The organism is Gordonia cholesterolivorans, from assembly GCF_039531975.1.
Taxonomy (GTDB): domain Bacteria; phylum Actinomycetota; class Actinomycetes; order Mycobacteriales; family Mycobacteriaceae; genus Gordonia; species Gordonia sihwensis.
The window spans coordinates 29,932-42,925 of sequence record NZ_BAAARB010000005.1 but is presented as its reverse complement, the minus strand read 5'-3'; the positions used below and the strand labels follow the sequence as shown (position 1 = coordinate 42,925).

At 69.1% G+C, this 12,994-nt stretch carries 15 protein-coding genes; 2 read left to right on the top strand and 13 right to left on the bottom strand.

The features are described 5' to 3' along the window. Window positions 1–10: 10 nt before the first annotated feature. Genes ABFX36_RS06435 through ABFX36_RS06425 form a run of 3 tightly spaced genes read right to left on the bottom strand, consistent with a single transcriptional unit; the run spans window position 11 to window position 2,486 of the window. Window positions 11–808 carry an isoprenyl transferase gene (locus ABFX36_RS06435; protein ID WP_006897650.1) on the bottom strand — a complete coding sequence of 266 codons (798 nt, stop codon included), beginning with the start codon at window positions 806–808 and terminating at the stop codon, window positions 11–13. 13 nt (window positions 809–821) lie between these two features. Further along, window positions 822–1,643 (bottom strand): DNA repair protein RecO, encoded by an 822-nt coding sequence (gene recO, locus ABFX36_RS06430; RefSeq protein ID WP_006897649.1) that lies wholly within the window; start codon window positions 1,641–1,643, stop codon window positions 822–824. Window positions 1,644–1,655: 12 nt separating this feature from the next. Next, window positions 1,656–2,486, bottom strand: a complete 831-nt coding sequence (locus ABFX36_RS06425) for an alpha/beta fold hydrolase (protein WP_006897648.1) — start codon at window positions 2,484–2,486, stop codon at window positions 1,656–1,658. A gap of 104 nt (window positions 2,487–2,590) precedes the next feature. Here ABFX36_RS06425 and ABFX36_RS06420 point away from each other — a divergent pair, with 104 nt between their 5' ends. After that, the gene (locus tag ABFX36_RS06420) at window positions 2,591–3,475 is read left to right on the top strand and encodes a hypothetical protein (protein ID WP_062367874.1); all 885 of its coding nucleotides are present in this window, start codon (window positions 2,591–2,593) and stop codon (window positions 3,473–3,475) included. A 36-nt stretch (window positions 3,476–3,511) separates the two neighbouring features. Here the strand turns inward: ABFX36_RS06420 and era are convergent, their stop codons facing one another. From era to hrcA, 8 genes are all read right to left on the bottom strand, one after another. Then, on the bottom strand, window positions 3,512–4,408 hold the full coding sequence (era, locus tag ABFX36_RS06415; protein ID WP_062367875.1) for a GTPase Era: 897 nt from the start codon (window positions 4,406–4,408) through the stop codon (window positions 3,512–3,514). A 2-nt stretch (window positions 4,409–4,410) separates the two neighbouring features. Beyond that, window positions 4,411–5,751, bottom strand: a complete 1,341-nt coding sequence (locus ABFX36_RS06410) for a hemolysin family protein (protein WP_039867904.1) — start codon at window positions 5,749–5,751, stop codon at window positions 4,411–4,413. 12 nt (window positions 5,752–5,763) lie between these two features. Further along, on the bottom strand, window positions 5,764–6,306 hold the full coding sequence (ybeY, locus tag ABFX36_RS06405) for an rRNA maturation RNase YbeY (protein WP_006897644.1): 543 nt from the start codon (window positions 6,304–6,306) through the stop codon (window positions 5,764–5,766). Then, entirely contained in the window at window positions 6,303–7,349 is a 1,047-nt protein-coding gene (locus tag ABFX36_RS06400; RefSeq protein ID WP_006897643.1) for a PhoH family protein, read from the bottom strand. The genes ybeY and ABFX36_RS06400 overlap by 4 nt, the downstream gene beginning before the upstream one ends. A 118-nt stretch (window positions 7,350–7,467) precedes the next feature. Beyond that, window positions 7,468–8,226, bottom strand: coding sequence for an alpha/beta hydrolase family protein (locus ABFX36_RS06395; RefSeq protein ID WP_062367876.1), 759 nt, complete (start codon window positions 8,224–8,226; stop codon window positions 7,468–7,470). A 10-nt stretch (window positions 8,227–8,236) separates the two neighbouring features. Next, window positions 8,237–8,989, bottom strand: coding sequence for a 16S rRNA (uracil(1498)-N(3))-methyltransferase (locus ABFX36_RS06390; RefSeq protein ID WP_045540252.1), 753 nt, complete (start codon window positions 8,987–8,989; stop codon window positions 8,237–8,239). Next, on the bottom strand, window positions 8,986–10,137 hold the full coding sequence (gene dnaJ / locus ABFX36_RS06385; RefSeq protein WP_006897640.1) for a molecular chaperone DnaJ: 1,152 nt from the start codon (window positions 10,135–10,137) through the stop codon (window positions 8,986–8,988). The genes ABFX36_RS06390 and dnaJ overlap by 4 nt, the downstream gene beginning before the upstream one ends. Before the next feature lie 33 nt (window positions 10,138–10,170). Next, on the bottom strand, window positions 10,171–11,256 hold the full coding sequence (gene hrcA, locus ABFX36_RS06380) for a heat-inducible transcriptional repressor HrcA (RefSeq protein ID WP_045540250.1): 1,086 nt from the start codon (window positions 11,254–11,256) through the stop codon (window positions 10,171–10,173). Window positions 11,257–11,288: 32 nt separating this feature from the next. On the opposite strand from hrcA, the gene ABFX36_RS06375 reads away from it, so the two are divergent. Then, window positions 11,289–11,699, top strand: coding sequence for a type II toxin-antitoxin system VapB family antitoxin (locus ABFX36_RS06375; protein ID WP_006897638.1), 411 nt, complete (start codon window positions 11,289–11,291; stop codon window positions 11,697–11,699). Window positions 11,700–11,728: 29 nt separating this feature from the next. Here ABFX36_RS06375 and ABFX36_RS06370 read toward each other — a convergent pair whose 3' ends face one another. Both ABFX36_RS06370 and ABFX36_RS06365 read right to left on the bottom strand, forming a co-directional pair. Next, entirely contained in the window at window positions 11,729–12,268 is a 540-nt protein-coding gene (locus tag ABFX36_RS06370) for an HD domain-containing protein (RefSeq protein ID WP_231875768.1), read from the bottom strand. Window positions 12,269–12,318: 50 nt separating this feature from the next. Next, window positions 12,319–12,939, bottom strand: coding sequence for a TetR/AcrR family transcriptional regulator (locus tag ABFX36_RS06365; protein ID WP_062367878.1), 621 nt, complete (start codon window positions 12,937–12,939; stop codon window positions 12,319–12,321). Window positions 12,940–12,994: the final 55 nt, after the last annotated feature.

The window sequence follows — 12,994 nt, the reverse complement described above, 5'->3', positions numbered from 1 at the left end:
CGTCGCGGCCTCAGGCGCTCCCGAATCGTCGGTCGCGCTTGGCATACTCCAGGCAGGCGGCCCAGAGGTCCCGGCGGTCGAAGTCGGGAAACAACTTCTCCTGATAGACCATCTCGGCGTACGCGCTCTGCCACAGCAGGAAGTTCGACAGCCGCTGCTCCCCCGACGGACGAAGGAACAGGTCCACGTCGGGCATGTCGGGCTCGTCGAGGTACTTGGCGAAACTCGCCTCGGTGATCCGTTCGGGATCGATCTCCCCCCGCGCCGCCCGGCGGGCGATCTCTCTCGCCGCATCGGCGATCTCGGCCCGGCCGCCGTAATTGACGCACATGGTCAAGGTCATGACGGTGTTGTTCCGGGTGAGTTCCTCGGCGACCTCGAGTTCTTTGATCACGCTGCGCCACAGCTTCGGCCGTCGCCCGGCCCACCGCACGCGGACGCCCATCTCGTTCATCTCGTCGCGGCGGCGCCGGATCACGTCGCGGTTGAAACCCATGAGGAACTTGACCTCTTCCGGGCTGCGCGACCAGTTCTCTGTGGAGAACGCGTAGGCGGACAGATGGGTGACGCCCAGCTCGATGCAGCCGCAGACACTGTCCATCAACACGGCCTCACCGCGCTTGTGCCCCTCGGTGCGCGGCAGGCCGCGTTCCTTGGCCCACCGGCCGTTGCCGTCCATCACCAGCGCGATGTGTCTCGGTATCAGCTCGGCGGGGATCTCCGGCGGTGTGGCTCCGGACGGATGCGGATCGGGCGGGCGCACCTCGACGGGTGCGGACGCCTGGGCGCGGCGGGTGAGACGAGCCATCAGCTCCGGCCTTTCATGCGGTTTCGGTGACTGCGACGCCGGCGCCCGGGACGTCGGTCCGGGCGGCGCCTTCGCTCGCGGGTCGCTCGATCAGACTATGCGGCGCCTGCCGTTCGATGAGCGGCAAGGTGCGCAGTTGCCGTTCCAGATGCCACTGCAGATGCGCGGCGGTGAGACCGGTCGCCTGACGGCGCTGCGACGGCGTCGCGAGCAGGACGTGATCCCACTCTCCGCGCGCCAGCGCCTCCATCAGATCGAGCACCCCGACCGACGGGGTGGCCGCACCGGCCGGGCGGCAATGCACGCACACCGCGCCACCGGCCGCGACGTGGAACGCGCGGTGCGGTCCCGGTGAAGCGCACCGCGCACACACCGACAGCGCGGGCATCCAGCCGGCCGACGACATCGCACGCAGGAGGAAGGCGTCCAGAATGAGCTGACGGTCTCGGCGGTCCTCGGCGAGCGCTTCGAGGGCGCCGACGGTGAGCCGGTGCAGATGCTGTGCCGGCGCCCGCTCCTCACCGGCCAGACGCTCGGCGGTCTCCAGTACCGCGCACGCGGTGGTGTACCGGCCGTAATCGGCGACGATGAGATCGCTGAAAGCGTTCAGGCTGTGCACCTGGGTGATGACGTCGAGATTGCGACCGGGATAGAAATGGACGTCGACGTGTGCGAACGGCTCGAGCCGCGCACCGAATTTCGAGCGCGTGCGCCGCACGCCCTTCGCGACCGCGCGCACCAGACCATGCTCGGCGGTGAGAAAGGTGATGATGCGATCGGCTTCGCCCAGCTTGTGCTGGCGCAGCACGACGGCCTCATCCTGGTAGAACCTCACCCGACCATTGTGTCACCGGGCACCGACGAATTCGCGCAGCGCCGCGGCGACCTGCTCCGGCTGGTCCTCGGGCAGCAGAGTCCAGGAGTCGGCGATCTCCACCAGCCGCGCATCGGGGAACTCGTCGACCATCCGGCGGGCGTGCTCCACCGGCATCATCCGATCTTCGGTGGCCCAGAGCAGCAGCACGGGTCGATCGAAGGACACCACCTTGCGGTGCCAGTCGAGCAGTACTTGCTTGGGCGGTGTACCCGTGACGAACTTGCGCAGGTCACGGCGGACGCCGGGATCGGCCAGCGCATGGCCGAACCAGTCGTCCATCACCGCGTCGGGTATCCGGTTCTTGGCCAGCCCGCCGTAGCCCGCCCGCCCGTGCCGGAACACCGACAACTGAGTCAGTCGGGTCAGCAACCACGTCCCGCCGGGCACGCGGCACAGCTGGGCGGCCGGCCGGGCCGGCCGCGGCGGAAAGTTGTCGTACGCCTCGCACGAGGCGAGGACCAGCCGCGCCAGCCGTTCGTCGCGGCCCTCCGAGATGATGAACTGCCCACCGCCCCAGTCGTTCAGCACGAGGGTGACCGCGCGCAGATCGAGTGCTTCGAGGAAATCGGCGATGATGTTCGCCTGCCCCGACTGCGTCAGATCGGCGGAAGCGTTCATCGGCTGCCGCTGGGCGCCGAGCGGCCACGTCGGCGCGATGCACCGGAAGTCGTCGAGAAGGGGGATCACCCGGCGCCACTGAGTCCGGTTCATCAGGAGCCCGTGGCCGAAGAGCAGCACCGGCCCGTCACCTCCGGTGTCGAGGTAGTCGATGGGTCCGGCAGGCAGATCGATGCTCCCCATTCCTCGACGGTCCCGCAGCCCGCGCGGGATGTCAACGGCTCAGCCGCCAGCGGCGCCGGGATTCGGCGTCTACTCTCGGAACCGACCCGGCGAGAAGGAGACTCATGACCGCACTGCTGGCACTCGGACTCGCCACCCGCACCATCTTCCGCGTCGACGTCGCCGACGGCCGGACGAGCGTCGTCCACAAGGACACCGCGTACTCACCGGACGGCGTGGTCGTCGTCGGCGACACCGTCTACTGGACGACGATGGGCCGTCCCGAACGGATCCCCGGCGTCGACGGCGAGGCGGCGTTCGACTACACGGCACCGACCGGCGGCCTCCACGCCATGCGCCTCGACGGGACCGACCGACGCGACCTGCTGCCGCCCGGAGCGCTGACCACCGGGAAACAACTCGCGACCGACGGCCGCGAGCGGCTGTACTGGGGTGATCGGGAGGGGCTGCGCGTGTCCTCGTGCAGACTCGACGGCTCCGACCGGATCGACCTGGTGGTCAACGCGCAGACCGGGGACGGCACCGCCGAATGCGTCGGCGTCGCCGTCGACCGCGATCACCTGTACTGGACCCAGAAGGGGCCGTCGAAAGGCGGTCTCGGCCGGATCTTCCGGGCCGGACTGTCCGTTCCCGAGGGCGAGTCCGCCGACCGTCGCTCCGATGTCGAGACGCTGTGGAGCGGACTCCCCGAGCCCATCGATCTCGAGGTGGTCGACGGTGTCCTGTACTGGACCGACCGCGGCGCCGAACCCGACGGCAACACGCTCAACCGGGCGCCGCTGCCCGGTCCCGGCGAGCCCGGAACGCCTCCGGAGATCCTGGCCCGCGGACTGCACGAGGCGGTCGGCATCGCCGTCGACACGCGGGCCGGCCTGGCGTACGTGTCCGATCTGGGCGGCACCATCCTGGCCGTCGCCCTGGACGGCACGGGCGATCGCGTCGTGGCCGACATGGGGCAGATGATCACGGGTCTGGCACTGGTGCGGTGAGCCGGGCCGACTCGCGATCAACCGCCCGTGCGCTGCTCAGAAGCCGAGGCGTCCGAGCTGCTTCGGGTCGCGCTGCCAGTCCTTCGCGACCTTGACGTGCAGGTCGAGATAGATGCGGGTGCCGAGGAGCCGCTCGATCTGGGCGCGCGCGGTGATGCCGACCTCCTTCAGTCGGGACCCCTTGTGGCCGATCACGATCCCCTTCTGGGAATCGCGTTCGACGTAGAGGATGGCGTGCACGTCGACGACCTCGGAGTCCTCGCGGGGAATCACCTCTTCGATGACCACCGCCAGCGAATGCGGAAGCTCGTCCCGGACTCCTTCCAGCGCGGCCTCGCGGATGAACTCCGCCATCAGCACCTGCTCCGGTTCGTCGGTGAGCTCGCCGTCCGGGTAGAACGCCGGGCCCTCCTCGCAGAGCGAGACGAGGACGTCGCCCAGCACGTCGAGTTGCTTGCCCGACTTCGCCGAGCACGGCACCACCTCGGCGTCGGGGCCCATCAGCTTCGACAGCTCCATCAACTGCATGGCCACCTTCTCGGGCCCCACGCGGTCGATCTTGGTCACGATGCCGACCTTGCGCGTACGCGGCGAGGTCGCCTTGATCTCGTCGATGATGCGCCGGTCGCCGGGTCCGATCGCCTCGTCGGCGGGGATGCACACGCAGATGATGTCGACGTCGGCGTAGGTCTCCCGGACGAGGTCGTTGAGCCGCTGGCCGAGCAGGGTGCGAGGACGGTGCAGGCCGGGGGTGTCGACCAGGATCAGCTGCGCATCGGGCCGGTTCACGATGCCGCGGATGGTGTGCCGCGTGGTCTGCGGACGATTGGAGGTGATCGCCACCTTGTCACCGACGAGCGCGTTGGTGAGCGTCGACTTGCCGGTGTTCGGCCTTCCGACGAAACACACGAAGCCGGATCGGAATTCGGTCACTGTCAGTTCTCCTTCAGGTCGTTCGTCTCGCCGGACCCCTCGCTCGCCGGGACGGCGGGAGCTGACTTCTTGGACCGCCGTACGACGACGGAGGTGATGCGCTGGCGGCCGAGCCGGTTGGGACCGCCTTCGGCGATCATCCGCAGTCCGTCGACCTTCACCTTGGCGCCGGGCAGCGGCACCCGGCCCAGGCGCAGGGCCAGCAGCCCGCCCACGGTGTCGACGTCGTCGAGATCGAGGTCGATCTCGGTGCCGAACAGTTCTTCGAGATCCTCCACCGGCAGCCGCGAGGACACTCGGTACACGTCGTCGCCCAGCTTCTCGATGGGGGCGACCTCGTCCGTGTCGTACTCGTCGGTGATCTCGCCGACGATCTCCTCCAGGACGTCCTCGATCGTGACGAGCCCGGCGATGCCGCCGTACTCGTCCACCAGCAGCGCCATGTGATTACGGTTGGCCTGCATGTCCGAGAGGACGTCGTCGAGCGGTTTGGAGTCCGGCACGAACTCGGCGTCGCGCATCACCTCCTCGACGGAGACTCCGCGCGCCGCGCTCGACAGCTGCGGCAGCAGGCGTTCTACGACGTCCTTGAGATACACCACGCCGAGGACGTCGTCGGGGTTCTCACCGATCACCGGGATCCGCGAGTGGCCCGACCGGACCGCGAGACTCATCGCCTGAGCCGCCGACTTGTCGTGCTCGATCCACACCATCTCGGGCCGGGGGACCATCACCTCGCGGGCGTCGGTGTCGCCGAACTCGAACACGGACTGGATCATGCGTCGCTCGTCGGCGTCGACCACGCCCCGCTGCTGAGCCATGTCGACCACCTCGCGCACCTCGACCTCCGTCGCGAACGGCCCGTTCCGGTAGCCCTTGCCGGGGGTCAGCGCGTTGCCCATGAGGATCAGCAGCCGCGTCACCGGACGCAGCAGGACTCCGACCGCCGTCAGGATCGGTCCGGCGACGAGCGAGATGGAGTACGCGTTCTGACGGCCCAGGGTGCGGGGGCCCACGCCCACGGCCACGTACGAGACGACGGTCATCGCGGCGACGGTGACGGCGATGCCCCATCCGGTGCCGAGCGCGTCGACCGCGACCACCGCGACCATCGTCGTCGCGGCCACCTCGCAGAGAACGCGCAGCAGAACCGCGAGTCCCACGTAGGTGCCGCGCTGTTCCACCACGGTGTGCAGGCGCCGGGCCCCCGCCCGACCCTCTTTCACGAGGTCGTCGACGCGTGCGACCGAGACGGTCGCCAGCGCGGCGTCGGTGGCGGCGAAGCCGCCCGCGAGCACGGTCAGCAGCGCGGCAACGCACAGAAACACGATGTCGCTGAGCAGAGGAGACACCCGTCAGCGCCCTTCCGGGCCGGCGAATCCGATGTCGTTGAGCAGCCGGGCGTCGCGCTGCGCCTGCTGAAGCAGCCGCGCGCGGTCGTCGCGGGCCGAGTACCAATCGGTGATGATCTGGCCCTGCAGCCCGAACATCTCGCGCTCCTCGTCCGGCTCGGCGTGGTCGAATCCGAGCAGGTGCAGCACGCCGTGAACGGTGAGTACGGCGAGTTCGTGCTCGAAGCTGTGGTGCTGCGACTTGGCCTGCTCGGCGGCGAACTCCGGACACAGCACGATGTCGCCGAGCATCGCCGGGCCGGGCTCGTCCGCGTCGGGGCGCCCGCCGGGCGTCAGCTCATCCATCGGGAAGCTCATCACGTCGGTGGGCCCCGGCAGATCCATCCACTGCATGTGCAGTTCGGCCATCGAATCGGAGTCGATCAGCTGAATCGACAGTTCAGCACCCGGATGCACCTCCATCCGGCGCATCGCGAACCGTGCCGCCTCGATGATCAGCTGCTCGGGTACGTCGACGCCCGACTCATTGAACAGTTCGACGCTCACCGGCGACGCCCTCCGCTCGTGTGGCGCAGCCCTTCGCGTCGAGCCGCGCGATTGCCCTCGTGAGCCTCGGCCCTGCCGTACGCGTCGACGATGTCGGCCACCAACCGGTGCCGCACCACGTCCGCGCTGGTCAGGTTCGCGAAATGGATGTCGTCGATCCCGTCGAGGATGCGGGCCGCAGCGCGCAGGCCCGACTGGGCCCCGCCCGGGAGGTCGATCTGCGTCGTATCGCCGGTGACGACGATCTTGGCGCCGAAGCCCAGGCGGGTGAGGAACATCTTCATCTGCTCGCCCGTGGTGTTCTGAGCCTCGTCGAGAATGATGAAGGCGTCGTTGATCGTCCGGCCGCGCATGTAGGCCAGCGGCGCCACCTCGATGACGCCGGCCTCCATCAGCTTGGGGATGGCCTCCGGATCCATCATGTCGTGAAGCGCGTCGTAGAGCGGGCGCAGGTACGGGTCGATCTTCTGATGGAGCGTGCCGGGCAGGAAGCCGAGCCGTTCTCCCGCCTCCACCGCGGGACGGGTCAGGATGATGCGACTGACCTGCTTGGTCTGCAGTGCCTGCACCGCCTTGGCCATCGCGAGGTAGGTCTTGCCCGTGCCCGCGGGTCCGATTCCGAAGACGATCGTGTTCTCGTCGATCGCGTCGACGTACCGCTTCTGATTGAGCGTCTTGGGGCGGATCACCTTGCCGCGCCGCGAGATGATGTCGAGGCTCAGCACATCGGCGGGGGTCTCCGAATCGCTCGTGGCCAGGATCGACAGGCTCTGACGCACCAGGTCGGGGGTGAGTGTGGTCCCTCCGCGCACCACGCGGACCAGTTCGGCGATCACCCGTTCGGACGCGGCCACGTCGGCGGGTACGCCGGTGAGCGTGATCAGATTGCCGCGGACGTGGATGTCGGCGGGCAGCTGCACCTCCAGGGTGCGGAGGTTGACGTCGGCCGCGCCGAGCAGCCCCACCGCCAGGTCCTGGGGAACCTCGATATTCGAACTGGTCACCGCCGCGGCCGTCGGGTCGTCGCGGTTGTCGTCAGTCACTGAGTTTCGTCTCCCCGGGGTCGGTCGGCGGGCGGTCGCACGCTTGTGTGGATTCGCTCAAGTCTATCGCCGGTGATCGCCGGGTGCGAGCGAGTACGCCCGCGGCCGCCGTCGCCGGTCAGATGCCGAGCACCCGCAGGGTCTGCCTGTGCGCCGCGCTGCGCGGATCGACGAAGGCGTCGTGCCCCTCCCCCGGCACCTCGTAGAGCACCGCCCGCTGACCGCGCGCGGCGGCCCCCTCCACGTAGCGGCGGCTCAGCTCGATCGGCACCGAGGCGTCGTCGGCCGTGTGCACGGCGGCCACCAGCGCGTCGAAGGGCGGCTGGCAGGCGGGCGACGCCGCCGCGTAGCGGTCCGGCGCCTCCTCGAACGAGACGCCCATCAACCGACGGACCGACGTGCGGTCGGAGGCGCCGCCGGTGAAGTCGAGGACCGCGGACTGCGGAACCACCGTCGCGATGCGGAAGCCGCCCGCCCTCGCGTCGGTCTGCGCGACCGCCCAGACCGCGAGTTGTCCGCCCGCCGAGTGTCCGACGACGGCGACGTTCTTGCGATCGACCTTGACGCCGTCGATCGCCAGTTGTTCGGCGACCGGACCCTCGAGGGCACGGATCGCCGCGACCACATCGCGCCCGGTACCCGGCCAGCCGCCGCCGGTCTCTTCCACCCTGCGGTACTCGATGTTCCAGACCGCCGCCCCGCGCTGCGCCAGGTCGCGGGCGACCGGTGTGTTGATCACCAGCGAGTACTCGGTGGACCAGTATCCGCCGTGCACCAGGACGACGAGCGGCGCGCACTCGGCCGGCCCCCGTTCCGGAAGATACAGGTGGCCGAACTGGCTTGGCTGATCGCCATAGTGAATCTTCTTGCGACGCAACAGATGTCCTTTATCGAGTCCAGCGGTCGGTGACCGCGCCGAGGGCGCCGAGCGCCACCGCTCCGGCGGCGACGGTACGCAGCACCTCCGGACCCAGCACCACCGGCACCGCACCCAGGGCGGTGAGGTCGGCGATCTCCGCCTCCGCCAGTCCGCCTTCGGGCCCCACCACGAGAAGCACCTCGGGCACCTCGGCGAAATCCAGCGAACGGAACGCGACCGCGCCGGCCTCATGAAGCAGCGCGACGATCCCGCCGTCGGCGGCCACCCGTGCCGCCAGCTCGCGCACGTCGGTGGTGCCGGCCAGATCGGCGACCTCGGGGATCCACGCCCGGCGCGCCTGCTTGGCCGCGGTGGCCGCGGTGGCACGCCACTTCTCCACACCCTTGACGGCCTTCACGCCGCTCCAGCGGGCGATGGTGCGCGCCGACTGCCACGGCACGATCGCGTCGACCCCGGCCTCAGTCATCAGGTCGACGGCGAGATCGCTGCGTTCAGCCTTCGGCAGCGCCTGCACGACCGTCACCAGCGGCTTGGGACGGGGGTGGACCTGTACCCGGCCGACGCGGACGGTGAGCCGGTCCTTTCCGCCGACCTCGATCACCTCGCACTCGGCGGTGGTTCCGCGTCCGTCGCCGAGGGTCACCGTCTCACCGGCACCGATCCGCGTGACGGTCACCGCATGTCTGCCCTCCGGGCCGGACAGCACCGTGGTGTCGCCGGCGCGCGGCACCTCGTCGACCCAGAAGAGCGGCGGCGTCATCGGCCGGCGAAGGCGTTACGCAGCTTGGAGAAGAGTCCGCCGTTGGCGGCGGCCTTGGAGGTGGCGGTCACAAGTTCCACTTCCTCGCCGGAGACCTCGCGGAGTTCGCGGAGCAGGTCGCTCTGGCGTCCGTCGATCCGCTTCGGCACCACCACGTCCAGATGTGCGTGCAGGTCGCCGCGCACACCTGAGTTCAGATGCGGCAGACCCTGGCCGCGCACCCGGACGACGGTGCCGGGCTGGGTGCCGGGTTCGACGGTGAGGGTCGCGGAGCCGCCGAGCACGGTGTCGACGGTGAGTTCGGTGCCCAGCGCCGCGTCGACCATCGGCACCCGGACGGTGCAGTGCAGATCGTCGCCGTCACGGACGAAGACGTCGTCGGCCTGCTCGGAGACCTCCACGTAGAGATCGCCCGCCGGGCCTCCGCCGGGTCCCACCTCGCCCTGCCCGGCCAGTCGCACGCGCATCCCGTCCTGGACGCCGGCCGGGATCTTCACGGTCATCGTGCGGCGCGAACGGACGCGGCCGTCGCCGCCGCACTTGAGGCACGGATCGGGGATGGTCTCTCCGACGCCGTGGCACTCCGGGCATTCGCGCACCGTCATCACCTGGCCGAGGAAGGACCGCTGCACGGCCTGGATCTCACCGGCACCCTTGCACGTCGCGCAGGTCACCGGCTTCGAATCGTCGCGGGTGCCCGATCCCTTGCACGTATCGCACAGGACCGCGGTGTCGACCGTGATCTCCTTGCGTGCGCCCGCCGCGATCTCCTCCAGGGTCAGACTGACGCCCACCAGTGCGGGTTCACCGGGGCGCACCCGTCCCCGGGGACCGCGGCCGCCCCCGAAGCCGCCAGTGGCCCCACCGAAGAAAGTCTGGAAGATGTCGCCGAGCCCGCCCGCACCGAACGGATCGCCTCCGAAGCCGCCGCTCGGGCCCGCCAGGGGGTCGCCGCCCGCGTCGACGATGCGCCGGCGCTCGGGATCGGAGAGCACCTCGTAGGCGGTCGTGACCTCTTTGAACTTATCCTCGGCGTCGGGGTTGACATCGGGGTGCAGTTCGCGAGCCAGCTTGCGGTACGCACGCTTGATCTCCTGGTCCGACGCGCCTGCAGACACGCCCAGAATTCCGTAGTAGTCACGAGCCACGGTGAATTAGGTCCTTCGCAATCAAGACATCAACTAACGGTCGGCGAGGACTTCGCCGACGTATTTCGCAACCGCCGCCACCGATGCGATTGTTCCCGGATAGTCCATTCGGGTGGGTCCAACCACACCGACACTGCCGAAGACGGTGCCCGAAGCACCGTACCCGGTCGAGACCACCGAGGTGCTCCGGAGGTTCTCGGTGTTGGTCTCCTCGCCGATCTGGACGGTGACCTTTCCGGTTCGCTGCGTGTGCGCGAGCAGCTTGAGGACCACCACCTGCTCTTCGAGCGCGTCGAGCACGATGTCCATGCCGCCCATGTTCGAGGAGAAGTCGGCCGCCGACCGCGCCAGGTTCGACGTGCCGCCGAGGACGAGCCGGTCGTCTCCGCGTTCCACGAGGGTCTCGACCAACACGGTGGCGATGGTGATGACCGCCTCGCGCAGGTCCGCGGGCGCGGTGGTCGCCAGTTCGGCGACCGCCACCGAGGCGTCTTCGAGCCGCTTGCCGTCCAGGGCAGTGGAGAACATGTCGCGCACCCGCACCAGGTTGTCCTCGTCGATCTCCTCGGAGAGGGTCACCATCCGCTGCTCCACCCGGCCGGTGTCGGTGATGACCACCAGCAGCAATCGGGTGGGCGAGAGTGAGACCACTTCGAGGTGCCGCACGCGGGCGGTGGAGAGCACCGGGTACTGGATCACGGCGACCTGGCGAGTGAGTTGCGCGAGCAGGCGGACCGAGCGGCGCAGTACGTCGTCGAGGTCGACCCCGTTGTCGAGCACCGACAGGATCGCGCGGCGTTCGGCGGCCGACAGCGGTTTGATCTCGCTGATGCGGTCGACGAACATCCGGTAGCCCTTGTCGGTCGGGATCCGACCCGAGCTGGTGTGCGGCTGGGCGATGTACCCCTCGGCTTCGAGCGCCGCCATATCGTTGCGGACGGTGGCGCTCGAGACGCCCAGGTGGTGGCGCTCCACGAGCGCTTTCGACCCGATCGGCTCCTGCGTGGAGACGTAGTCGGTGACGATCGCACGCAAGATCTCGAAACGCCGGTCATCCGTCGACGACGACAAGTCCGTACCTCCCGATGCCACGACTTTGCCTACAGTGGATACGACCATTCTACGTAACCGACGGAAAGACCAGGACCGCGATGATCTTCAAGGGCGTGCGCGAGGGCAGACCCTACGTCGATCACGGTCTCACCGCGCGCGAGTGGGCGCAGATCCCGCCGCGCCAGTTCCGGCTCGATCAGCTCACCACCGTCACCACCGTCCTCGCACTCGACAAGCTGCTGTCGGAGGATTCGACTTTCTACGGCGACCTGTTCGCCCACGTGGTGCTGTTCGAAGGAAACCTGTATCTCGAGGACGGGCTGCACCGGGCCGTGCGCTCGGCGTTGCGGAACCGCACGATCATCCACGCCCGGATGCTCGATCTGGACGAGCGCATCGCCGCGGGCCGCGTCGCACCCGAGTCCGGCGAGCTGGAGATCACTGCGCCGATCGCCCCGGTCACCGGCAGGCGCCGCCGCTCGGTAGGCGCGCATCGGCTGCCCGACTGATCCGGCCGACGCGCCGGCGACCGGATCGATCAACGCGCGAGCGGGTTCAATGCCATCGGAACGCGCGCGCCGGCGCGCCACAGCACTGCCGCGCTCGAGTGCGGTCGCAGTCTCGCCTCGGTTCTCATCGCAGTCGTGAACACCTCGCCGAACCCGGCGCACGGATGCGCGCTCTCGGTGGCCGTGACGAGCCCTCCGTCGACCTCCCTCAGCCGGTATCCGACGACGTCGAGTTCGACCGCCGAGTGCAGGCATCGCGCGACCGGCTCCGCCGGAACGGCCGGGTGGAAGTGTCCGGCGATCGCCGCGCGCACCACCTCGGCCTGCGCCTGGCCTCGGTGTGCCGCGACGAGTCGGGCCGCATGATCGGCGCCGAGCGCGGCGAAACAGCCGTAGTCGGGGTGATCGGGCGCACCGAGCGCCAGATCGTGCAGCATCGTCGCCGCCCACAACTGCTCGGCATCGACGTCCAGGCCGTCGACCTCGGCGAACGCGATCGCCCACTGGCAGCATCGGAGGCTGTGCTGATGCACCGGGCCGGAGAGTTCGTCGGCTGCACGCTCAGCCACCTCGCGAGCGAACCGGGAGTCAGGCGGCGGGGTCAGGTGTTCGCCCGCCCTCATCGCGCGCCGATCCGGTGCGCGCCGTCGACGCGGTCGGCCAGCTCACCGCGGATCGACGCGAGCAAGTCGTCGAACTCGGCCGAGTCGGTGAACCCCTGTGCACGCAGGGAGATCATGCCGTTCGCCGTACCCCAGAGCCGCAGCGCCTCGAGTCTCGCCGCGCGGGGCGGCAGGGCCGACGCTCCGACCACCTGCTCGACGAGCCCGCCGAGCAGCCCGCGGATCATCGCCCGCGCCTGGTCGACGAGCTCGGAATCGTCCGGACCGACGTCGACCAGTCCCAGCGCCCGGAAGGCCAGCGGGTTGTCGGCGTGGAAGAGCAGGTACTCGTCGAAGACGGCGAGTTCCACGGCCTCTTCCGCGGAAGCGATCGCCGCCTCCATCCGCTCGACGTGGTCGCGGGCGATTCGGCATGCCAGCGCCACGTACACGTCGGCTTTGCCGCCCGGGAAGTTCGAGTAGATAGAACTCAGCGCCACGTCGGCCGCGTGGGCGAGCTGGTCGACGGACGTGCGGCGGAACCCCTGGTCGGCGAAGAGTTCTGCGGCTGCGTCGAGCACCGCGTCATGTGTTCGGCGGCGTCGCTTGTCGGACGGCGGGGTCAAGGGAACTGTCATATCAATAACGTAGTAACACTACGATTTCGTAGTCAAATTATGGTTTCATAGTATT